The organism is Sphingobacteriaceae bacterium (assembly GCA_016715905.1).
Classification (GTDB): domain Bacteria; phylum Bacteroidota; class Bacteroidia; order B-17B0; family Aurantibacillaceae; genus Aurantibacillus.
The window spans coordinates 180963-203777 of the sequence record JADJXI010000004.1; the positions used below are offsets into that span (position 1 = coordinate 180963).

At 33.4% G+C, this 22815-nt stretch carries 16 protein-coding genes; 9 read left to right on the plus strand and 7 right to left on the minus strand.

Features of this window, described 5'->3' with window-relative positions:
* Positions 1–115 precede the first annotated feature (115 nt).
* Together IPM51_05010 and IPM51_05015 are read right to left on the minus strand one after the other, a co-directional pair.
* Positions 116–424 (minus strand): cell division protein ZapA, encoded by a 309-nt coding sequence (locus IPM51_05010; protein MBK9283662.1) that lies wholly within the window; start codon positions 422–424, stop codon positions 116–118.
* A gap of 18 nt (positions 425–442) precedes the next feature.
* On the minus strand, positions 443–2758 hold the full coding sequence (locus IPM51_05015; GenBank protein MBK9283663.1) for a hypothetical protein: 2316 nt from the start codon (positions 2756–2758) through the stop codon (positions 443–445).
* Between the two features lie 470 nt (positions 2759–3228).
* Here IPM51_05015 and IPM51_05020 point away from each other — a divergent pair, with 470 nt between their 5' ends.
* From IPM51_05020 to IPM51_05045, 6 genes are all read left to right on the plus strand, one after another.
* On the plus strand, positions 3229–4092 hold the full coding sequence (locus IPM51_05020) for a sigma-70 family RNA polymerase sigma factor (protein MBK9283664.1): 864 nt from the start codon (positions 3229–3231) through the stop codon (positions 4090–4092).
* A 100-nt stretch (positions 4093–4192) separates the two neighbouring features.
* The gene (locus IPM51_05025) at positions 4193–5149 is read left to right on the plus strand and encodes a DoxX family protein (protein MBK9283665.1); all 957 of its coding nucleotides are present in this window, start codon (positions 4193–4195) and stop codon (positions 5147–5149) included.
* A gap of 272 nt (positions 5150–5421) precedes the next feature.
* The gene (locus IPM51_05030; GenBank protein MBK9283666.1) at positions 5422–5898 is read left to right on the plus strand and encodes a hypothetical protein; all 477 of its coding nucleotides are present in this window, start codon (positions 5422–5424) and stop codon (positions 5896–5898) included.
* 107 nt (positions 5899–6005) lie between these two features.
* Positions 6006–6398 carry a hypothetical protein gene (locus IPM51_05035; GenBank protein MBK9283667.1) on the plus strand — a complete coding sequence of 131 codons (393 nt, stop codon included), beginning with the start codon at positions 6006–6008 and terminating at the stop codon, positions 6396–6398.
* A 127-nt stretch (positions 6399–6525) separates the two neighbouring features.
* Positions 6526–7059 carry a hypothetical protein gene (locus tag IPM51_05040; GenBank protein ID MBK9283668.1) on the plus strand — a complete coding sequence of 178 codons (534 nt, stop codon included), beginning with the start codon at positions 6526–6528 and terminating at the stop codon, positions 7057–7059.
* Positions 7037–7249: a hypothetical protein gene (locus IPM51_05045; protein MBK9283669.1), complete on the plus strand. Its 213-nt coding sequence runs from the start codon at positions 7037–7039 to the stop codon at positions 7247–7249. The genes IPM51_05040 and IPM51_05045 overlap by 23 nt, the downstream gene beginning before the upstream one ends.
* Before the next feature lie 67 nt (positions 7250–7316).
* On the opposite strand, the gene IPM51_05050 is transcribed toward IPM51_05045, so the two are convergent.
* Positions 7317–11792 carry a translocation/assembly module TamB gene (locus IPM51_05050; protein MBK9283670.1) on the minus strand — a complete coding sequence of 1492 codons (4476 nt, stop codon included), beginning with the start codon at positions 11790–11792 and terminating at the stop codon, positions 7317–7319.
* 49 nt (positions 11793–11841) lie between these two features.
* Here IPM51_05050 and tsaD point away from each other — a divergent pair, with 49 nt between their 5' ends.
* On the plus strand, positions 11842–12870 hold the full coding sequence (gene tsaD, locus IPM51_05055) for a tRNA (adenosine(37)-N6)-threonylcarbamoyltransferase complex transferase subunit TsaD (protein ID MBK9283671.1): 1029 nt from the start codon (positions 11842–11844) through the stop codon (positions 12868–12870).
* A 53-nt stretch (positions 12871–12923) separates the two neighbouring features.
* Here tsaD and IPM51_05060 read toward each other — a convergent pair whose 3' ends face one another.
* Positions 12924–16478: a S8 family serine peptidase gene (locus tag IPM51_05060; protein MBK9283672.1), complete on the minus strand. Its 3555-nt coding sequence runs from the start codon at positions 16476–16478 to the stop codon at positions 12924–12926.
* An 89-nt stretch (positions 16479–16567) separates the two neighbouring features.
* On the opposite strand from IPM51_05060, the gene IPM51_05065 reads away from it, so the two are divergent.
* Together IPM51_05065 and IPM51_05070 are read left to right on the plus strand one after the other, a co-directional pair.
* A complete protein-coding gene (locus IPM51_05065) occupies positions 16568–17503 on the plus strand; it encodes an exopolyphosphatase (GenBank protein MBK9283673.1) in 936 nt (311 codons plus the stop codon).
* Positions 17504–17509: 6 nt separating this feature from the next.
* A complete protein-coding gene (locus IPM51_05070; GenBank protein ID MBK9283674.1) occupies positions 17510–18661 on the plus strand; it encodes a sigma-54-dependent Fis family transcriptional regulator in 1152 nt (383 codons plus the stop codon).
* 49 nt (positions 18662–18710) lie between these two features.
* Here the strand turns inward: IPM51_05070 and IPM51_05075 are convergent, their stop codons facing one another.
* The 3 genes from IPM51_05075 to IPM51_05085 form a co-directional block, all read right to left on the minus strand.
* Positions 18711–21794, minus strand: a complete 3084-nt coding sequence (locus IPM51_05075) for an ATP-binding cassette domain-containing protein (GenBank protein ID MBK9283675.1) — start codon at positions 21792–21794, stop codon at positions 18711–18713.
* Between the two features lie 3 nt (positions 21795–21797).
* Positions 21798–22205: a hypothetical protein gene (locus tag IPM51_05080; protein MBK9283676.1), complete on the minus strand. Its 408-nt coding sequence runs from the start codon at positions 22203–22205 to the stop codon at positions 21798–21800.
* A gap of 166 nt (positions 22206–22371) precedes the next feature.
* The gene (locus tag IPM51_05085; GenBank protein MBK9283677.1) at positions 22372–22800 is read right to left on the minus strand and encodes a hypothetical protein; all 429 of its coding nucleotides are present in this window, start codon (positions 22798–22800) and stop codon (positions 22372–22374) included.
* Between the last annotated feature and the right edge of the window lie 15 nt (positions 22801–22815).

Genomic DNA, 22815 nt, shown 5'->3' on the forward strand with positions numbered 1-22815 from the left:
TGGGTCCATTTTAATTTTGTTATACCGGTTTTAGCCGGTGGATTAATAAAAAAACGCACAAATTTTAAGAATTGGTTCTTAAAAATTGTGCGTGTACTGTACAGATAAACGATGTTTATTCTGTTATGTTGTTGATGTTTTGAATATGCTGTTGAAGCATTTCTTCTACATCGCTAAATAATTGTTTAAAATGACTAAGCTCTTTCTCCGCGGTGTCGGCTTGCTTATAATACTGAGATACAAGCTGTAACATAACCATCGCCAACAGATCTTTCTTATCCTTCACTGCATAAGCTTTTTCAAACTCATACAGTTTATTATTTATCATTTGTACGACCTCTTTAATGCTCTCTTCATCTGAAGCACTTACTTTTAGCGGAAAAATACTTCCGGCAATTTCAACTTTTATGTTTACTTCGCTCATTAAAGTAGGGCGTTACAATTAAGCACTTAACAACGCAATGCACTTATCAATTTCACGCACCAATTCGTTAATTTGTTTCTTCATGTGCGACTTTTCATCGGTTGCACCTGAATTAGATGCTAATATAACATTCTTCCTGTGATTATTCAAACCCGTAACGTTTATATCTTGACTATCAACCTGTTGAGTTAGTTCACCAATTACATCATTCATTTTAAGTAATTGTGTGGCCATTTGCTCTTTTTCGTTTAACAAGGCCATTTTTTCATCATTTAAACTATCAATTTGCTTAAATAATTTGTCTACAAAGGCATCTTGTTCTGCTGAAGTTCCGGTGTTTGCTTTTAATTCCTGTAAATCAGATTCGTAATTAGAAATTTTAGTGTTTAGGTCTTCGGTTGATTGATTTAATTCAAGAATGGTATTTTGTAAAGTGTTGATTTCACTTAATAGAGAAGTGTTTTTCTCACTTAAGCTATCAAAATTATGTTGTAAAGAAGTTAATTGCTCATTGACTAAACCGGAAGTTTCCAAATCCGACATCAATTTACTTACTTCATCTTTTAATTGTACAACTTGTTGTTCTAAAGCCGCATTATTACCCTGAAGATTGACCATTTCAAAGTTCTTAGTATTCAATACTTCATTCAATTCTTCAGCACGGGCTGCACTATGCGTTTTTAACTCTTCAATTTCAGCCTTCAAAAGATTGATTTCGGTTTCCTGGGCTTCTAATTTATCTTGCGCAGCATCAATATCTGAAATTAAACTTGTGTTTTCAGCAAGTAATTTATTGTATTCAACTTCAGTAGTGCTTAATTTTTCGTTAACAAATTGATCTTTCTCCGATAAACTGGCGTTTAATATATTTATCTGCTCATTTAAAGAACGAATGGATTCATGTGCAACTTCCAATTCGTTTGTTTTTGAATCTAACTCACTTTCTGTTTCTGAAAGTTTATTGTTGGTAGATTCCACAACAATACCCAAATTTTGCAATTCTAAATGTAAACTTTCAATTTGCGCATTTAATTCGCTTACTTGTTCAGTAACTGTTAATTCTGAACTATTCTTAAATCCTTCAAATTCTTCACTTACTTTATTAAATGAAACTTCCATTTCACTTAATTTAGAAGTAACATCGTTTAAATTGGCTGATAAAGATTCATTTTCAACTTTAAGATCACTTAATTTAGATTTAAAGGTTTCGTTTTCACTTTGCGATCTGGCCAATTCCTCATTTAATTTTGAACTTTGATTATTAGCATGAATTAATGTAGTGGAAATTTTTTCTTCATAAGATTCTTGCAACTCCTTTAACATTAAATCGTGATTGCTCTTTAATTGAGCAATTTCGGTTTCAAAGCCTGAAGTAATGGTTTCGGAACTGCTTACCGCATTTAATTTCAGTTCTGAAATAGTGTTTTCATATTCTGAAATTAATTTTTGCTCTTTGTTCGAATATTCTTGCGTAATGGCATCAACATAAGTGCTTAATTCATTCGTTAATTTATTTCTTTGCTCTTCTAATTCTAATTTTAAGGTTGAGATTTCGGTTTTGTAACCAAATTCAAGAGCTTCAATCTTTTGGGTATAAGAATCATTTAAAGTGTTGATTTCATTTTCATGTACTTGCTTTAAATAAGCTAATTCTTTGGCGTTTGAAGTTGTTAATTCAGAAACCGTACTTTCATTTTCGCTAGTTAATTTCTGAATTTGAGCATGATGTTCGTTTTTCAGAAAAGTAATTTCTTCCTGCCAGTTACTTTTTAAAGTGTTCACCTCTTCTTGATGAGATAATAAAATTGATTCTTCTTTATCAGCCCAACCTGCACTTAATTCATTTACTCGATTTTCAAACTCTTCTTTCAAACCCATCTCTTTATAATGTGCGGTGGATTTTAATTCGCTGATTTGATTTGAATAATCGCTATGTAAACTTTCTATCTTAGCTGCTGATTCACTGCTTAATGAATTTATTTTTTCCTCGTAATCGGCATTTAAAAGCATTAAATCATTTTTTAAACCTTCAATTTCCGCTAAACGATTCTCAATTTCTTCCTGCTTGGCGTGTAACTGATCTTTAATAGATCCGCGCAATTCTTTAAACGCAGCTAACTCACCTTTGTAATTGGTGTTGTCGCGTTCCATCACCGTAAGTTTGGTGTTTAACACATCGATGGTTACTTCCAGACGCTTACAATCTTCGTCGCGCATGATTAACTGATTGCGGTAATCACTCAATGATCTTTTTAATTCGTTAAACTCTTTACGAAGAGTTATATCATTATTTAATACCTGTTCAAGGTCGGATTTAAGGGTTTGGGTATTCATTTGAATGTTTGGTTTTGATTTTCATAAAAGTACTTACTCATTGGGAAGCAAATACTTGCATCATTCATGAACAGTAAACATTGCAGTGTTAATTAGAAGAGGGGTTATGAATACAGGTGTGTTAATTCAAGTAATTGTATTTAAGTAGTTGATTACTATAATGTTAATTTTACAAAATTTATCATATTCGGCTCATTTATAATAAATTGCAAGTGTTTATTTCGAACTTTTAAAGAGGTTTAATGAATTATGAAGTAAAAATAAAGCAGCAAATTTTTCCTAAAGTTTAGGTTAACTGTAAAAAGTGTTAAACTAATTCGAATTGCAAAAATACTTTGATTGAAATTGAAACTTTTTGACTTTGCATTCGTTATACCTGCAGTGTTACACTTGTTTATATTGCGTTTTTTTATATATTTGCATTCTAACACACACCACTTAACTCACACTTAACACACACCTAAAACAGCATGAGACAACTTAAAATTACCAAGTCGATTACCAATCGCGAAAGTGCCTCTTTAGATAAATATCTGCAAGAAATTGGAAGAGAGGAATTAATCACCGCTGAAGAAGAAGTAGTATTAGCCAAAAAAATTAAAGACGGTGATCAGTCGGCTTTAGAAAAATTAACCCGCGCCAACCTGCGTTTTGTGGTTTCGGTGGCTAAGCAATATCAAAACCAAGGATTAAGTTTACCCGATTTAATTAATGAAGGGAATTTAGGTTTAATAAAAGCGGCTCGTCGTTTTGATGAAACCCGTGGTTTTAAATTTATATCCTATGCCGTTTGGTGGATTCGTCAATCTATTTTACAAGCTTTGGCTGAACAAAGTCGTATTGTACGTTTACCCTTAAATCAGGTAGGTTCATTAAATAAAATTAATAAAGCCTATAGTAAGTTAGAGCAGGAATTTGAACGCGAACCTAGCGCCGAAGAATTAGCTGACCTTTTAGACTTACCTATTGATAAAGTATCTGATACCATGAAAGTGAGTGGCAGACACGTAAGTATGGATGCTCCTTTTGCCAATGGCGAAGAAAGTTCATTATTGGATGTTTTAGTGAATGCCGATTCACCTAAAGCCGACACCGGTTTAATGAATGAAAGTTTAAGTAAGGAAATTGATCGCGCTTTAAGTACTTTAACGGAAAGAGAGAGAGATGTAGTTAAATTGTTTTTTGGTATAGGTTTAAACCACGGTTTAACTTTAGAAGAGATAGGTGATAAATTTGACTTAACCCGTGAGCGTGTACGTCAAATTAAAGAAAAAGCGATACGTCGTTTAAGACACAGTAGCAGAAGTAAATTACTGCAGCAGTATTTAGGATAATAATTACAAATCCCTTGCGTTTGCAAGGGTTTTTTTTTGGTTAAAAATTCCGCAATTATCGTTTAGTGTTATCAGATTAATCCTTTAAATTTGGAATCGCATGATGAAGTGGTTAAAAATAATTTTTGCATCGATAATATCAATCGGACTCGGACTTATTTTTTTATATAGCGGTTACACTAAATTATATCCTGTTATTGAAACCTTTGAATTTACTTTTGTAGATATAGGCATTGGCAATTGGTACACGGCTCCTGTTATTGCCAGGGCGTTAATTGGTTTAGAGTTTTTTATTGGCGCCTTACTAATCATAAATTATAATCTTAAAAAGTTTACTCTACCTTTTACCGTAGGCCTATTACTCTTTTTTATTATTTATCTGGCCATACAAATCGGAATAAGTGGAAACAAGGGTAACTGTGGTTGTTTTGGCGAGCATTTAAAAATGACTCCTTTAGAAGCTATTATAAAAAATGTGGTGATGATTGCCGGAGCTGTGCTTGTTTATTTTTTATGGGATGGATGGAAGTTAAAATTCAATAAACTATTCTTGCTGTTATTTGCCTTGCCTCCATTTTTAATTCCTTTTATTATTAATCCCATTGATTATTCTTATTCCAGTAATAATTTGCAAGAAAAAGTAGGCTATAAATTAGATTTGGAATTATTGTATCAACCGGAAGACACCGTAAAAGTAAAAGTACCGAATTATGAATTAAGAAAAGGAAAACATGTTTTGGCTTTTTTGAGTTTATCTTGTCCGCATTGCCGCATTGCCGCCAAAAAATTCCGCTTAATAAAAAAGAATAATCCTCAACTTTCGATTTATTTTGTTTTGAATGGAGATAAAGAAAAATATCAACCTTTTATTGATGATACCAAAGCGGATAACATTCCTTATTCTTATTGCAATGGAAAAACCTTTGTGCAATTAGCCTCAACCAGTTTGCCGCAAATTTATTATATTGATAATAGTATAGTGGTAAAGAAAGTGGACTATTATGAGCTCAATCAATATAAAATTGAGGATTGGGTGAATAAGGGTATTTTGAAATAGCGAGTTTAAATCATTAATTCATTTAAATTCTCTTTGCATCAAGTCAAAAAGCGCCTAAATAATTTGCTTTATCAAAAAATTGTTTTAATTTCGTTATACATTGGTCATTTGCTATAAGTACTATGCATAAAATTAAATCCTTCTTTTTAAAAAGGAATAAAATGCTTTTACTTTTTTTAAGTTTGAATTGGGAATTAAAAAAAATTCTAATAACTTAAAATGAATTTAGAGATTAGTGATCTGAAGCAAAAAATTAAGAACAAAAAGGAAAAATGAAGCCTATTATATCAATATTAACTATGTTGTTAATGTTGTTTTTATCCTGTGCAAAAAGTGATGTAGAGCAACAAAGAGCAGATGATTCCATTAACCAATTGCTCGAAAATGGTGGTAAATGGCTAATCGTTAAATACAAAGTAAATGACGCTGACTGCACGCAGTATATTACAAATAAATATGCAGATAGTATCCCTCTTTCAAAGGTGTATTTTAGGGCCACACTTACAGATGAAAATCTGGAAATAAGAAATGGAACCCGGATTTTTTACTCTAAATACAAAAACCAACAAATTTCAGTAGTACATTCAGAAGAAAAATGTGATTGCATAGGCAACGGCTGCCTTCAATTAGTTTTTATGCCGGAATCAATATCAAGCAATTGGGTTGTGGAATCTTTAAATAAAACAGAGTTGAGAATTAATTGTTCATTAAAAAGAAAATACGAAATGGTTTTAAAGCCTGCATTATGAGTTGCCGCTCAATTATATCAATTGTGCTTATCCTGTTTTTAGGGTCTTCTTGCAAAAAGCAAACTAAATACGAGGAGGATCCTAAAAAATCAAGGAAGTCACCTAAGTTGAGGTTGAAAGGGACTTGGAATATTAAAGATTATACTTTTAATTGTGTTTCTATCGTACCACAGTTAAATGCATTAAGTTCAAATAGTAACTTGAGTGATATTTCTATACAATATGGTGAAAATTCGGAAAAACAATGGTATACATATATTTATGTCTCAAATAAATTATTGTATCACTCATATGATCTTTTTAATGATGATACTCAGTTTTATTTTGACCCAAATAGAGTTTACGATTCCTTATGCAATAAATGGTTTTTTACACCATTTCGTTTAGTTAAAAATGTGGGTTCTAATTGGAAAGTGTTCAAGTTGTATGAAAATGATCTTAATATAGTCTTGAACACAGATACGGGTGAATATAAAATATTTTTAAAAAACAGTAAATGATAATTCTTAAATTAAATTTTTTTGTGTCTCGTGTTCAAATAACATTACTTTTCTGTTTTTGTGTATTGAATTCTATTGGGCAAAATGAATTAAAATTGGGGATTAAAAAAAAATCTAATTACTCAAAATGAAAATTAGAATTATAATATCACTTACTTTTTTATTATTTATTTTAGGGGACTGTAAAAAATACCCTGAAGATAAGTTCATTTCATTAAGAACTCCAAAAGCAAGATTGGAATCAGGTAGATGGTACATTACCAAAATTCTATATGATGGAAATGACATAACCTATCTATACAATGATTCTATTGCACCACGCAAATGCGATGATATCACTTTCCTCTTCGATTTTTGTGTTGAAAAAGCTGAACACGACCCATATAGATTAGTTTATTTAGGATTAAAAACGCCTACTACAGGAAATAAAGCAAGTGACATCGCAATTTGGAATATTTCAATTTCAAAAGATAAAGAAAGGTTATCTTTTACTTATGGTAATGTATATAATAAGATAACAGACTCACTAACACATTATAAGTTATTTAAATTAATGCATGGAATTTGGAATATTGACAACTTATTCTCAAAATCTCTTAAAATTAGTAAGCTAGATGCACTAAACAACTCAAGAAAGCATGAAATATACTTCAAAAAATAAGTTAATAGTTCTTTTTATTTTATTTTTTAAGTTGTTAATATCTCAACAAGATATCGATTTACACAAAAAATATTGGTATTATAAAAACCGATTAAACAATGATTTTTTAAAAGTTGGATTGAAGTCTGGTGAAAGTATCCCTTTTGGACAAAGAGGATTTAATGAAACCATTTTTGACGGATATGCTTAATTTCAAACCAAAGTGTACTGATTTAATACAAAAGAATAGAGACATTTTCTTTTTACTATTTGATTAATCAATTCGCATCCGGTTTTGTTTTTTCTTTTCCTTTTATTTTTTTGAGGTATCGGGAGAAAAGTTCATTAAAAGATTCAAATTCTTCCCGGTAAAATAAGCCAATGCCTTGGGTGTACGGTCCGCCCGTTGTTGTAATTTGGGTATTATCATTACTTCGGTTAAATCCTTTCACTCGATAACGTCCGTCATCAGTCAGTTTGTATTCAATATTTACGTCTATGATACCACTGGAGTTTCGGTTTGTTTGATTGTTGTTAACCCCAAAATTACCATCAATAGAAACTTTATTATTAAATAATTGTTTACTTAAAGCTAAATCAACGGCTTCGCTGTTATTATCGGAGCCTGGTCGATAATTGAGTCCTAAATTTAAATCGTCCATGCCGGTTAAATTCCCTACATAATTATTTAAAAAGGAACTAACCTGGTTACTCAGTAATTCACTTCCGGTATTGGCCGCAGCGCCACCGGCTGATACACCGCCACCGTTAGCATTGTAAATTTGGGGAGTCACAAATGTTCGGAATAATAAAAAAGAAAATACCTGCCGGTTCAATTCCATTTCATCGCTCAATAAATTATTTATTCTTGCTTTGGCAGTAGCATCAATTGTAGGGAAATTCAACATAAATTTAATATTGGGAGAAAATAATTTTTCGCTTATTTTCAATTTGCAATCTACCGGTACTCTGCTTTTATACATCCCGCTGGTATCGTTTAACAATGCAGCCACGGAGGCGCGTTGTCGGTAACTGGTTATAATGTCTATCTCCGCGCCAAGTGGATCTCCGCTCCAGGAAATACTGCTTCCGGCATCAATATCAAATTTTTTATTAATTACATTTTCTAAAGTAAAACGGTAATCACCATCCGTCATAATATAATCTCCCAGCATTTCAAATTTACCCAAGGTGTTTATTTTTAATGTTAAATCGCCCATGCCTTGTACATTTAAAATATCACCGGTTCTTTTATCTAAAATTATTTGTGCCTGCAAATCGGGTGTAATATTTAATTGCATATCTAAATTAAACCCGGTGAGTAATTCGTCTTTTTTGGTTTTAACAGAATCTTTTCTCACAAAATGTATAAAATCACTTTCTTCCACTTCAGCGGGACCATCCAGAGGCATAAAAAATTTGGAGTTTTTATTGGTTGTATCTCTTACCTGCATGTGTAAATCGGTTAAGAATCCCCAAATACCGATATTCCCACTTCCGTACATTTTACCGTAATAAGTTTTATTTTCTTTTTCAGTGGTATTTAATACCATCATGTTTCTATATGTAACGTCATAGTCCAACTGCATTCTGTTAAAGTTTGAATGAAATATATTTCCGTTTATTGTACCTTGTGCTACTGATTTTGAACCCTTTTCTTTCATCCGGAGTTCACTAAATCTGATTTGATCGGGCATTATATCTATTTCTCCGGTGATGTTATACGTTACATTGGTGTAATCAATTTTTATTTCACTGCTATACAATTTTAATTTTCCGTCAATCATCACATTTTTCGCGCTACCATGAATTTTACCTCCACCTACTACTAAAGCATTATTAATGGTCATAATTCCTTCCAACATGGGGTTTAATAATTTTAAATTCGCCGGAGAAGCTTTAAAATCTATATCAATGGTTTCATCGCGATCATCCATGTAATAAAAACCGTTAAAGGAAATATTTTTGGTTTCGTACCCAAATATGTCCGGTATGCCCAATGAAGTGTAACCATTTAATTCAATATTTTTTTGTTGTGCGTTGTATTTAGTTTTGAGCACCATTTGACCCAAGAAATTTTTATTTACATCTAATTTTGCAAATTCAAGATCGCTACCAAATGCAAATCCATCAGCGTTGTAAAGAGAAAGGTTCCCGCTCATGTCACCTTTTAGGTTGAGTCCAATTGACTGAAGTAAGGGATTAAATTGTTCTAAGGCTACATTTTTGGAAGTCATAACCAAACTATCGGAAGTATTTTTAGCTAAAGCTCCGACCAACGAAATACTTTGCTGATTATTTATAAAGGTTAAGGGATTAACCATTAAACGAGAAACTGTATCTAAAGTAATTGGACTGGTTTGGGTTAAATTCCAGGTACTGTCTTTTGCGGTTATAAAAAACTTCTCCAAATTAAAACTGGTAAGTTCTTTTTCAAAAAACACTTTTCCGAATATTTTACCTGCATTTTTGGGTGTTAATTTATTATCCCATTCAAAATTAAATTTAGTTTCTTTATCCTGCGACACAAAATAGCTGAAATAGTTTTCGAGTTTTACGCTATCCGTTAATTCTATGTCGGTGGCTTTGATTACAATATTTATTTTATTGTTTTTCGAAAAAGATTCAATTTTACTGTTATTAAAAGCAATATTACCCACTTGTACGGAATCGGAATTTAAGTTGATGTTGAATAAGTTTTTGGTAATATCAAAATCTCCTTTAATAATTGTATTCGGACTAATCATTAAACTTTTCACTACTAATTCTTTTATGGTTTCAAATTTTTTAACCTTGATTGTGAAGGTAAATGCGTCGGTACACAGCTGTTTTGGGTTTTGTTTTTTGATAAATGCAGGATAATATGAACTTAAAAAGTGATTAAAAGCTAGTGGCAAGTTGCTCAAATTAAATTTGCCTTGCATGTCGTAGTTAAAATAATTGGAAGTTAATTTTATCTTTTTTTCGGAGAATTCCTGCTCCAGGTTGAGGTCAAAGGTGCTGAGTTTAAATTCTTTTTCCGGATTAGTAAAAATCGTGTTATCCAGGTTTATATTGCCGGTTAAGTTATCCAGGTTATCACCTTTTAAAACAATTAAAATTTGAGACGAAATTATTGCTTTTTCGGTAGAGAAGTGAAGTTCTTTTAAATTAACATGATTAAGAGTTGAAATAAAATCCATTTCAGGTATTTTATTTTTAAAATTCACGGTTCCGTCAAAAGTAAAGTCTGCATTTGGGTCCTTGCTAGTAAGCTCTCCATTAAAAACTTTTTCCTTGAATAAACCGGTAATATCAATGTTTTTATATCCGTATTTATTATAATTGATATTTGCGATATGACCGGTAATGCTTGTGTTGATGGCGTTCATAGAGAGTCCCTTGCCTTTGATGTGTCCGTTAAATGTCAATCCATTTATTCCTTTCAATTTACCCAGTGCACCCGCATCAAAATTTACTGTTTCTACAAAGCCGTCGTATTGCGTATCATCAGCTTCATCACCAACGGTAATTCGCACATCCGTTTTTATTTTACCTTGCGCAGTACTAATTATACCTTTGGCGGCAAAGTCGCTCAAAAATCCATCAAATCTACCTTGATAAGAAATGAGGCCCATAGTTTGAACAATTTCGGGTAATTCCATTTTTTTGCCTTCATTAAATGGATACATGGGAATATTTTTTAAATCTTCATAACTTGTACTTAATCTTTTGGCATTTAAACTTAAAAATCCGGTGGTTAGTTTTGGTATACCGGTTAAAACTAAATCACCATTAAATCTTGTATTACTACCATAGGCCAAATTAAAATCCTTTAAATTTAAGTCAGTGATATAACCTTTTATTTTTCCGTCCAGATAAACGCTCTCATTTAGGCCATTTAAAGCTGAAGTAAAAAAGGCAATATCTCCAAAATTGCAAATCGATTTTTCCAATTGGCAATCCATCCGGATTCTATTCATGAAATCGGAATAATCTTCCCAATCGGTGTATTTGAAAATTATTTTCCCTTTGATTAGGGAATGATTGGTTTGTAAGGTTAATCGTTTTAAACTTAAGTTTTTAAAACTGACTTGCGCATTGGTTGTTAAGTTAATTAGTTTAAATCCACTTTGTTCTTCGGTTTTTAAATTTCGAATGTCGGCTCCGAAGGACTCGTCGCCAATTTTTATATTACTAATTTTACCTGATGTATTTTTAAAGGATAGAAAATCGAAATTTAAATTGCGTGTAACGGCATTCGAATAATTTTCATTTTTTAAAATAAAAGAAACATTCTCTAAAAATAATTCTCCCGGGTTTACCTCCCATTTTTTTCCGCTACTGGTATCAATTCCGGAATCTCCGCTAAAGTAATCAGCCAAATACTGAAAGTTAAAAGTGGAATCGTTTTTGTATTGAATTATTTTTGTTACTGAATTTTTCAAGTAAATTTTATCAATAGTGAGCTCCTTATTTTTATAGTTTAATTTCTTTACATAAAGGTCAATATCCCCGCCAAAGAGGGTGTCGCTTTTTTGATCTTTTACCAAAACACCTTTAAGAATAAATTTTTTAAAAAAATCCAGTTCAATCTTATCAATTTTAAGCGTAGCATTTAGCTCTGAACTTAAGTAAGTACTCACTTTTTTACCTAACCAGGTTTGAAAGGTGTGTGATTGTATGGCAAAATATCCGATAATGGCCAATAAGATTGTGGCAGAAAAGAAAACAACAACAGTTTTAAATAATATTCTTGTAATTTTACGCAACATGCCTTAGCTATAAAGGTATGATTTATATTGAATTTGATTCTTTAAAAAAATGCAAAATAATAGGGTGTATATACTTGCGATAGAGAGTAGTTGTGACGATACATCAGTGGCGGTTTTATGCAACGATGTTGTTTTATCCAACATTGTTGCAAGCCAAAAAATTCATGAGCAATACGGGGGTGTTGTACCTGAATTAGCCAGCCGAGATCATGAGAAAAACTTAGTTCCCGTGGTAATGGAAGCTTTAAAAGTTGCTAATATTAAACTGGTTGAAATAAATGCAATTGCTGTTACTTATGGGCCCGGATTGATGGGTAGTTTGCTTGTTGGATTGAGTTTTGCCAAATCACTTGCTCTTGCTTTAAACATTCCGCTCATTGCGGTAAATCACATGCAGGCTCATGTATTAGCTCATTTCATTCGTAATCCTGCAGAGCAACAAGCAAAACTTGATTTCCCTTTTTTGTGTTTAACCGTTTCGGGCGGACACACGCAATTAATAATGGTAAAAGATTATTTTGATTTTAATTTGATAGGAGAAACGACAGATGATGCAGTAGGAGAAGCTTTTGACAAAGCTGCAAAAATTTTAGGCTTAGCTTATCCGGGAGGACCGCTGATTGATCGGTTCGCGAAGAATGGAAACGCAAATAAATATAGCTTTCCAAAAGCTAAAGTCGGGGGATATGATTTTAGTTTTAGTGGCATTAAAACATCCTTTTTGTATTTTATCAGAGATCAAGTAAAAGTTGATAATGATTTTGTAGAAAAAAATATAGAAGATATTTGCGCTTCTTATCAAAATCACTTGATCAATACTTTATTAGAGAATACCGCAAAAGCGATGGAAGAATATGGTATTCGCACTTTGGCATTGGCAGGCGGAGTTTCCGCTAACTCTTGTCTTCGATCTAAAGTGAATGAATTGTGTGAGTCAAAAAATTGGAGTGCAAAAATCCCGCCATTTGAATATTGTACGGATAATGCCGCTATGATTGGCATAGCCGCTTATTTTAAATTTCTTAAAAAAGAATTTGAAAATCTTTCTATAATACCAAATGTAAATATTCATATATAAAAAAAACCGCCCAATTCATTGAGCGGTTTTTAAATTTGAATGCTATTTCTTTCTTATTGAATAATTAATTTTTTGCGAACAATTTCGCTTCCTGCTTCAATTTGAATAGTATAAACTCCTTTTGCTAATTCTTCTAATTGTATCATGGCAAAATGAGAATTATTTTTTCTATCGTAGATTAATTGACCAATGGTATTGTAAAGTTTAACATCAAAAATATTTCCATTAAAATCAATCATTACAATATTGTTTGCCGGATTAGGGAAAATATTCAACCCTTTGAATGTATTAATATTTCCGTTTTGAAGTCCGGTATTAAAGCCAATACATAAGGTGTGAAGGTTTGCGCAACCGTTAGCGCTTGTTACATTTACTGAATAACAATCCGGCGCAAATCCGCTTACAAAACTTTGAGTTCCTCCAACCGGTAACCATTGATAAGTGTAAGGACTCACACCGGAAGTAACCGTAATTACAGCTTCACCATCCGGACATCCGCCACAAGTAGCATCTGTTGTAGTTACTACACCCATAGGTAAAGGTTTTACTGTAACGTTTACAATACTACTCGTATTACAACCTCCTGTTCCTGCACCGTATACCGTGTAGGTTGTATTAGAGCTCGGGCTAACGGTTATGGAATTGGCCACAATGGTAGGTGTAACCCAGGTAAATGAAGTATAGCTTCCGCTGGCACCTAAAGTGGCTGTATCACCTGCGCAAATAGAAGAGGAAGGTGTAATGTTTAAATTAATGCTAGGGGTTGGAATCACGGTCATTGTCATTATGGTTGTTCCAGTACATGCTCCGTTTGAACCTATAATAGAATAAGTAGTGTTTGTAGTTGGAGTTACCACAATAGCTGTTGCGTTTGATCCCGTACTCCAAGTGTAATTGACCGCGCCACTAGCTGTTAAAGTACTGGTACCGGAAGCACAAACTGTTGGCGTGCTTGGTGTAATAAACACAGATAATTGCGATCCAATAGTTACACTCACTGTAGTAGATGATGATAAACAAGACATAGAATTACCAATTACAGAATACACGGTGTTACCACCTGGCGCTACTAACAATGGATTTCCAACAAAACCGGTACTCCAAGTATAAGTTTGTGCGCCTGTTGCATTTAAGGTGGCAGTACCACCGGCACAAATAGTTTGATTATTTACAGCAACAGTCGGAATTCCATTTATACTAATTGTTTTGGTAAGTATTGTGGCTGTAGTTCCATTATAGGCTGCAAGTGTAGCATTAAATACACCTCCTGCAGAATAAGTAACTGTTGGATTAACTAAGGTGGAGGTAGCAGGAGATCCGCCCTGGAATGTCCACAAATAACTACCGGCACCCACAGAATTATTTGTATAGGTAACAGGTGTGCCTGCACAAACCGGCGGTGGAACTGCAAATGTTGTTGTTGGAGCAGGGAAAAATAAATTAATATTATCTAAATAAATCCCCTGACCATAATGTCCATGATTAACAAAGTTGAACATGACGTTGGATTGTCCGGCAACCAAACCAGTTACATTAATGCTATCTGTTCTCCATTGTGTGGAGGTTGGAATCCATAGTGGGTATGCTGTTGGTGTGAGCGGCGCTGTGGCAAGCACAGTTCCACCTTTAATATAGAGGTTAGACCAACTTGCACCACAATTGGTACTGCCATTAACTCGCAAAGTGTCTGATTCAATATTGTTTAATACTTTATAAGCCACATCAAATCTTAATTTGGCGGACACGACATTAGAGCAATTATATTTAGGCGTTCGCATTTCATCTCGATCTCCGGCTGCATCTAATCCGGCGTTATCAAAAAGCGCAGAGGCGGTACTTGTTCCGAATCCACCGGCAGCGGTTGATCTCGACCAATAAACATTATCGTTTCCAATGTTTACCGGTGTCCAGTTTGCCGGTAAAAACGGTAAAGTTTGGAAGCCTTCATTTAAAGGCAAAGAAATCGGATTACTAACTGTGATGTATGAAATTTTAGTAATTGAGTTACTTCCATTTGGTGTACTTAAAGTCATACCCACAGAGTAGGTACCCGGTGCGGCCCATTGTACTGTAGGCATAGAAGATGTTGAAGTTGCAGGAGTTCCAGCTTGAAAGGTCCAACTCCAGGTTGCCGGATTATAAATATAAAGCGAACTATCCTGAAAGGTAATTGGAGTATTTGGACAAGTATTTTTTACCAAACTGAAAAAGTTGGCTACAGGCGGAGCATTTAACCAACCGGTTGCACAATTCATAGCGGCAGTAGCATTAATCAATCCGGCTCCTAATCTCATCCCTGTTGAAAAATTTATAGGAGATATATTTCCTGATAAAGTATAAATATTTTGAGCAGTAGTATTGATGCAATTAATAACATTTTGCTGTGTCATTTGTGGCACATAAGCTAACATGAGTCCGCATAAACCGGCAACAATAGGAGTGGCCATCGATGTACCATCAGAATTTCCATAAGCCGGAGTTCCGGTATATGCAAGTGTACTGTAAATACTAACACCTGGGGCAGAAATATCTACCCACTGATTGCCAGTTTGTCCGTAATTTGAAAAACTTGCTTTTACTCCTGCGCTTCCACCTGTGGTTTGCAAAGCTGCAACACAATATGAGTTTTGATAAGCACCGGGATAATGTGGTGTTGAAGATCCGGCATTACCGGCAGCACAAACAATAATACAACCTTTATTCCAGGCATAATTAATTACATCTTGTGCAGCCTGGCTACTTCCGGTGCCTCCCCATGAACAAGAAATAACTCGGGCTTTAGCTTTTACTGCGTAAATAATTCCGCCGTAACCATTATCAATACTAGTGTTACCTGGACCATTTGCTGTACACTTAACCGGAATAATTTTAATATTCCATCCAATGGAACCAATTCCAACACCATTGTTGTTTCTTGCCCCAACCGATCCGGCGCAATGGGTACCGTGCCACATAGTGGAATAAGTAGGCACAGCATTATTATCATTATCTGCAACATCATAACCGTTAATATCATCAATATATCCATTACCATCGTCATCAACTCCGGTTGTTCCTGCAGCTTCAATAGCATTCGTATATGTATTTTGTACTAAGTCTGCGTGAGTCCACATTACAGCATTATCTACAACCGCAACCGGAACATTCGAATTTAAATTAAAAATATCCCAGGCAGTTGGGGCCAATATCTGATTCATTTCAGGTAATTGTTGGCTATATAACGGATCGTTAGGTGTAGTATAAGTGTACATGGCCGGAACTTTTTCGGCATACTCAACACCATTGATAGCATACAAATCTTCAATCAGTTGATCAACTTTTGTACTCTTATCAAAATTAATCTGTAATACATAAGGCAACTTGGCATCATCATCCGCTTGAAAAAATGGTTTTGAAACGTTGGTGATGGAAAATTTACCCACCAAATTATTTATCTCAGGTAATTTGTTCAGTGGTAAATGAAAAGGGTCATCTTTTGCCACTTTTTTTATAGCATATGGATTAAATTTAACCCAAACTTTTCCGTCTACATATTCTTTTTGTGCGGTTTGCGCCGTAGAAATTCCAAAAAAGAAAATTCCGGTTAAAGCAAGTAATAGTTTTTTCATGTTTGATTTTGATTATTAGTTACATAAATTTATGCTAAATACAGCCTTAACCCAAATAATTTCGTCGAATTTTAATGTATATTTATCAAGTGAGACTAGCTGTTATAGATTGCGGTACCAATACCTTTAATATTTTAATTGTTGAGTGTATTGAACAAAAATTTAACAAGCTTTTTAATACGAGGTCAGCCGTTAAACTAGGAGAATTTGCCATTAATCAGGGTTTTATTGCAGAGGTGCCTTTTCAAAGAGGCATACAAACATTAATTGAGTTTAATGAGATTATTAAAAGCTATAAAGTTGATCATGCATTGGTTTACGCTACCTCCGCCATTCGTGATGCCGCTAATGGAAAAGATTTTGTTAAACTTGTTAAAAAGCAAACCGGATTACAGGTTCAAACTATAGATGGTGAAAAAGAAGCCGAACTAATTTATTATGGCTGCCGGGAAGCTGCCTGTTTGGAAGATACAGTTTCATTGATTATGGATATTGGAGGAGGAAGTACGGAATTTATTCTGGCTGATAAAAAGAATATTTTTTGGAAAAAAAGTTATAATCTGGGGGCGTCTCGCCTTTTACAAAAGTTTAATCCAGGGGATCCAATCCAAAAAGAAGAGGCGAATAATATTATTAATTATTTAAATGCTGAAACTACTGAGCTTTTGGATGCCATTAAAAAACATACTCCAATAAGATTAATCGGATCTTCCGGTGCCTTTGATTCGGTTATAGAAATGATACATGGTGAATTGAATGGAGAAGAATTGCTTGAGGAAAAATGCTGTTATGATGTAGATGTAATGAATTATAAAAAAATTAGCGAGCTGGTTATATCATCAAATTTAACTGAGCGAAAAAAAATTAAAGGGCTTGTACCCATGCGATTTGATATGATTGTAATTTCATGTTTATTAATTAATTTTATTTTAATGAATATCCCATTAACTAAATTCAGAGTTTCCACATACTCTTTAAAAGAAGGTGCATTGTTTGATTATTTAAATAAATTAAAAAACAAGTAAAGTTTCATGGCAAAAATATTAGTAATTGATGACGAAAAGGCTATCAGAAGGTCTATCAAAGAAATTCTAGAGTTTGAAAATCACAAAGTAGAAGAGGCAGAGGAGGGATTAATGGGGTTGAATATGTCGCTTAAAAATGAATACGATATTATATTAAGTGATATAAAAATGCCTAAGTTGGATGGTATTGAATTGCTTCAAAAATTAATGGAAGCAAATATCCAAAGTACAGTTATTATCATGAGCGGACACGGCAATATTGATACAGCTGTTGACGCAGTTAAAAAAGGGGCCTACGATTACTTGGCTAAACCTATTGATTTAAACAGATTGTTGGTTTGCGTAAGAAATGCATTGGAGAAAGGCGAACTTGTTACAGAAACAAAAAGTTTAAAAAAGAAAATAACTAAAACGGTGGATATGATTGGGGAAGCTTCGGCAATTCAGGCTATTAAAGATATAATCGATAAGGTTGCACCTACCGATGCTAAGGTTTTAATTACCGGTTCGAATGGAAGTGGAAAAGAACTAGTTGCCAAATGGCTGCATGAAAAAAGTAACAGAGCCAACGGACCACTAATTGAGGTGAATTGTGCGGCAATACCTTCGGAGTTAATTGAAAGTGAGTTATTCGGACATGAAAAAGGTTCTTTTACAAGTGCTGTAGCACAACGTAAAGGTAAATTTGAATTGGCTGAAGGTGGTACATTGTTTTTGGATGAGATTGGTGATATGAGTTTAAGTGCACAGGCCAAGGTGTTGCGTGCATTACAGGAAAGCAAAATTACGAGGGTAGGAGGGGATAAGGAAATCAAAGTGAATGTAAGAGTTATTGCGGCAACCAATAAAGATCTGGAAAAAGAAATTGCAAAAGAAACCTTCAGGCAAGATTTGTATCACCGTTTAAATGTAATACCCATTCATGTTCCTTCTTTAGATGATCGGAAAGAGGATATTCCATTATTAGCCAATTATTTTATTGAGCAAATTTGTGAAGAGATGGGAGTAGCAAAAAAAGTAATTACTGATAATGCTATAAAAGCATTAAAAAACAAGAACTGGCCAGGTAACATAAGGGAATTTAGAAACGTAATTGAAAGATTATTAATTCTTGGTGGTAATGAAATTTCTGAACAGGACGTTAAACAGTTCGGCTAAACTTTAATTAAAAATCAATAAAATACTTGTTCTTCCTTTCTTAAAAATTTTAGTCTCTCTTTTTTTGAAAGAATCTGATGTTACCGAAAAAGTCCAATACCTTCTTAAATACATCAAAATACAAGGTTACTATTAAAGAGAAACTCATAATCCAAATTACACAGAGATTAAACCAAAATGTAGAATAATACTTTCCAAACAAGTTCTTTCTTGGTGCAAAGAAATGCGCGCGGCCAATTTTTGAATCTGTAGGGTCATGGAAAACAGGATCGGATAACTGAATAAGTCTACCGTCTTTTTCAATACATTTATTAATCATTTCACTGGCATTCTTTACTAAATTATTTAAATTTTCATTATCATAATCTGCCTGTAATTTCAAGAATTTTTGATGTTCTTCTTCATTTTTCTGTAAAGAGCGATTGAGATCTTCTTTTTTATTGTAAGCCGCATTATTTAAATTAATGTAATAATCTTTTAAGTTTTTTAAATAAATATTGCGAAGAGATGTGGCTACTGCCATGTTAAAGTCATTTACATTAATCTGCCCCAAAACTTCACACGATACTTTTTTATTTTGTTTACACTCTTGCCCAATTTCATGTTGTAGCAATTCAATATCAGAAGCCAAATCTTTATTAGTCAGATTGTCTTTATATCCTAATTCAATTTTGGTAATTTTTTGATCTAGTTTAGGCATCCAATAATCTTTTTTATACTGAGCAACGCTAATCGTTTTATCGTATTTATAAAATCTCTTTTCAAATTTATTTTCTTTGAATTGATTTACGGCTAAAGCTTCAAAAGCCCATCTGCTGGCCATCATTTCTCCAACCACCGGAACGCCTCCTTGTTTAGCAAGCGTAGGGTTTAATTTGTCAAATTTCACTACCACGCCGGCTAAAAGTAATTGTGGAATTATTAAAAAAGGAATAAGTATATAAATGGTTACAGCTGAATTAAAAGCAGAAGATATATTTAAACCTAACATATTGGCAAAGCAAGAAGTTGTAAATAATACCATCCAATAGTCTAAAAACATTCCATTAATACCTAGCACCAAATTTCCTACAGCAACAAAAGTTACGGTTTGGATAGCTGATAAAACAAACATGATGATGATTTTACTCCACAAGTAACTTCCTTTACTTAAGTTGAGAAACGATTCTCTTTTTCTTATTTTACGATCACGAATAATTTCCTCGGCACTTACGGTAAGTCCAATAAACAAGGCAACTACCACCGACATAAACATGTAAGCAGGGATGTTTTCATTTTCACTAAAAACGTATCCTTTACTCGTATCTACATCTGTATTGAAAAAACGAACCAAGTAAGCGAGTATAAAAGCAAGCAATGGAGCTTCCAGAAAGTTAATGAGTAAATATTGCGTATTGGTTAGTTTGCTTTTAACGTCACGGGTTATAAATACTTTAAATTGCTTAAGAATATTCGGGATTTTAAAAATACTTTCCGGTATTTCGGTGTGCTTCTTTTCTGAATGTATATTACTTTCAATAATTTCTTTATAATGGGCGTTCCATTCTGCCGGTGTTACCTTACGGGTATAAGTTAAATGTCCGTATTCATCCAACACCTTACTTTCAATGATATTGAAAATTTGTTCCGGATTTACATTTCCACAGTGTACGCATTCTGATTCTTCGGCATTTACGTGATTTACCAATCGTTTGAAATAACTAACGGCATCAACCGGATTTCCATAGTAAATCGGGAAACCACCAACATCGAGTATCATTAGTTTATCAAACATTTTATAAATATCACTCGAAGGTTGATGAATAACCACAAATATTAATTTCCCTTTTAAAGCCAATTCTTTTAAAAGATCCATAATATTTTCTGAGTCTCGTGAAGATAATCCGGAAGTTGGTTCATCTACAAACAACACACTGGGTTCACGAACTAATTCTAAGGCAATATTTAAACGTTTTCTTTGTCCGCCGGAAATCGTTTTTTCAAGCGGAGAGCCCACTTTTAAATTACTGGTTTCGCTTAGGCCTAATTCTGCTAATAAATGAACACAACGCTTACTTATTTCATCATCGCTTAAGTTACCAAAGCATAGTTTAGCGTTGTAAAATAAATTTTGATATACAGTTAACTCTTCAATCAACAAGTCATCCTGACTTACATGACCAATTACGCCTTCCAGATCACCGCTTTCGGTATGAATATTTTTACCATTAATTTTCACTGATCCGCCACTTGGCGTTTCCATGCTATTTAGAACATTCAATAAAGTAGATTTACCTGCACCTGATCCACCCATAATGCCAATCAACTTGCCGCTCTCTTCATTGATGTTTACATCTCTTAAACCAAGCTTGCCTCCCTTAAATTTGTACTCCAAATTTTTAACTTCAAACGTTACCTTTAATTGAGATTCATCACTTAAGAATCTGCTAATAACATCCGAATAATATATTGGTTTAATTTTGCTTGAACGAATGGAAGATCCCGGGGTGAAGATGTGAACCCTTTCTTTTGAAATACCTTGACCATTTAAAACCAATTCCAGATTTCCATAGATACGTAAGGCATACATACCCACGCTCTGGATATTAATTATACGGATATCCGTATACACTGAATCGCTATACAAATGCTTGCTTTGATTTCCATAGCCACCTTCCGTATTATTAATAACCAAAATATGTGGGTTATTCGGAATAATTTCAACTTTATCTTCAATAAATGATTTGAGTAAAGTAAACTCATCATTTGGAATATTAAATGTATCGGCCACCGTAACGACAAATTCATATTCTTGTTCTGAAATTTCATTACTAGAGTAAATAAATTCCAGCAAACGAAGTAACACAATCACTTTTTGAGTTTGCTCAAGTTCCTGATTAATTTGCGTACATATTTTTAAAACTTTTACCGAGTTTAATGAAGTACGTTTTGCTGCGCCTTCTTTTTTCTTACTGGCAACGGTGTTCGACTCAAGGTATTCATCAAATATTTTTAAATAAGTGGCAACTTGTATTGCACTCAATTGTTGTTTAAGAAAAGATTCAACAATTTGTCTGCCGGTGTTGTTAATGCCATCGACTTTCGCAATAATCGAAAACATTTGCATTAAGGCTCTTAATATTCGTTCACTCATAAATTATTTTTTTTCACTAATGCTTTCATAAAAGCATTTGGCTATTGATTTAATATGATTACAATCGGACTTAGAAAAAGAAGTATGTACCTTGCCAAATTCTATTGCAGTAATTCCATCATCCTTCAATGTGCCAATATAATTCTGAAATATTTCGAAACAATAATATCCTCTGTGCTTATCAAATTGATGATGTTTGGTATCTTTTACATAAAAACTTTTTTTACCGGAAATAACTTCCAATAAAGCGACTTTGTCAAAATACAAATTCTCAGTTACAATCATTCTCAGATAATATTTTTTGTTATCTGCTTTAACCAGTTGTACCAAACTTTTGTTTTTAAGTTCAACTTCGAGGTAATCTGATTGATAGGTTTTATTTTCCTTAGGTATAAAAACAGTATCGCTCAAAAAAGTGCAATCTTGAGCATAAGAGCAGGAAATGTATAAAAATGACAAGAATATTAGAACAATGTTCTTCACTTCAAATATTTAATAATAATAGAAAACTAATATACGAAAAAAGGATAAAGTACTACTTTATCCTTGAAATAATTTGATAATAAATTGTTGCTAATTACTTCTGTTTAAATCCAATAAGAATAACAGCACAGCCTGATCCCGGATTTCGATTAGCATCCAATTGGCCTTCTATGGTAACTTCTATGGTACTTTTCACTTTAAAATCCCAATAAGGAGCATTTTTTTGATTTTTATTACTAAATAACAAGTTACGCTCTTGGTCAAAAATATTAAAAATGAGATTGCCGTCTCCTGTGCCGCTACAAGCAGCTAAACGGTATGTAGTTTCCCCAAAAAAGGTAGAACGGAATTCAGCAGTTTCTTCAGAATTCAACAATAAAGCTCTATACAATTGACCATCAGAAATAAATTGAGATGTAATGTGCTTGTAACATACATTGGCGATTGTATCGCATTGAGCATTCATTTTGTTAATGAACGAGCCTGCTATTACAAATGAAAGTACTATAATTAATTTTTTCATATTCTGATTACTGAA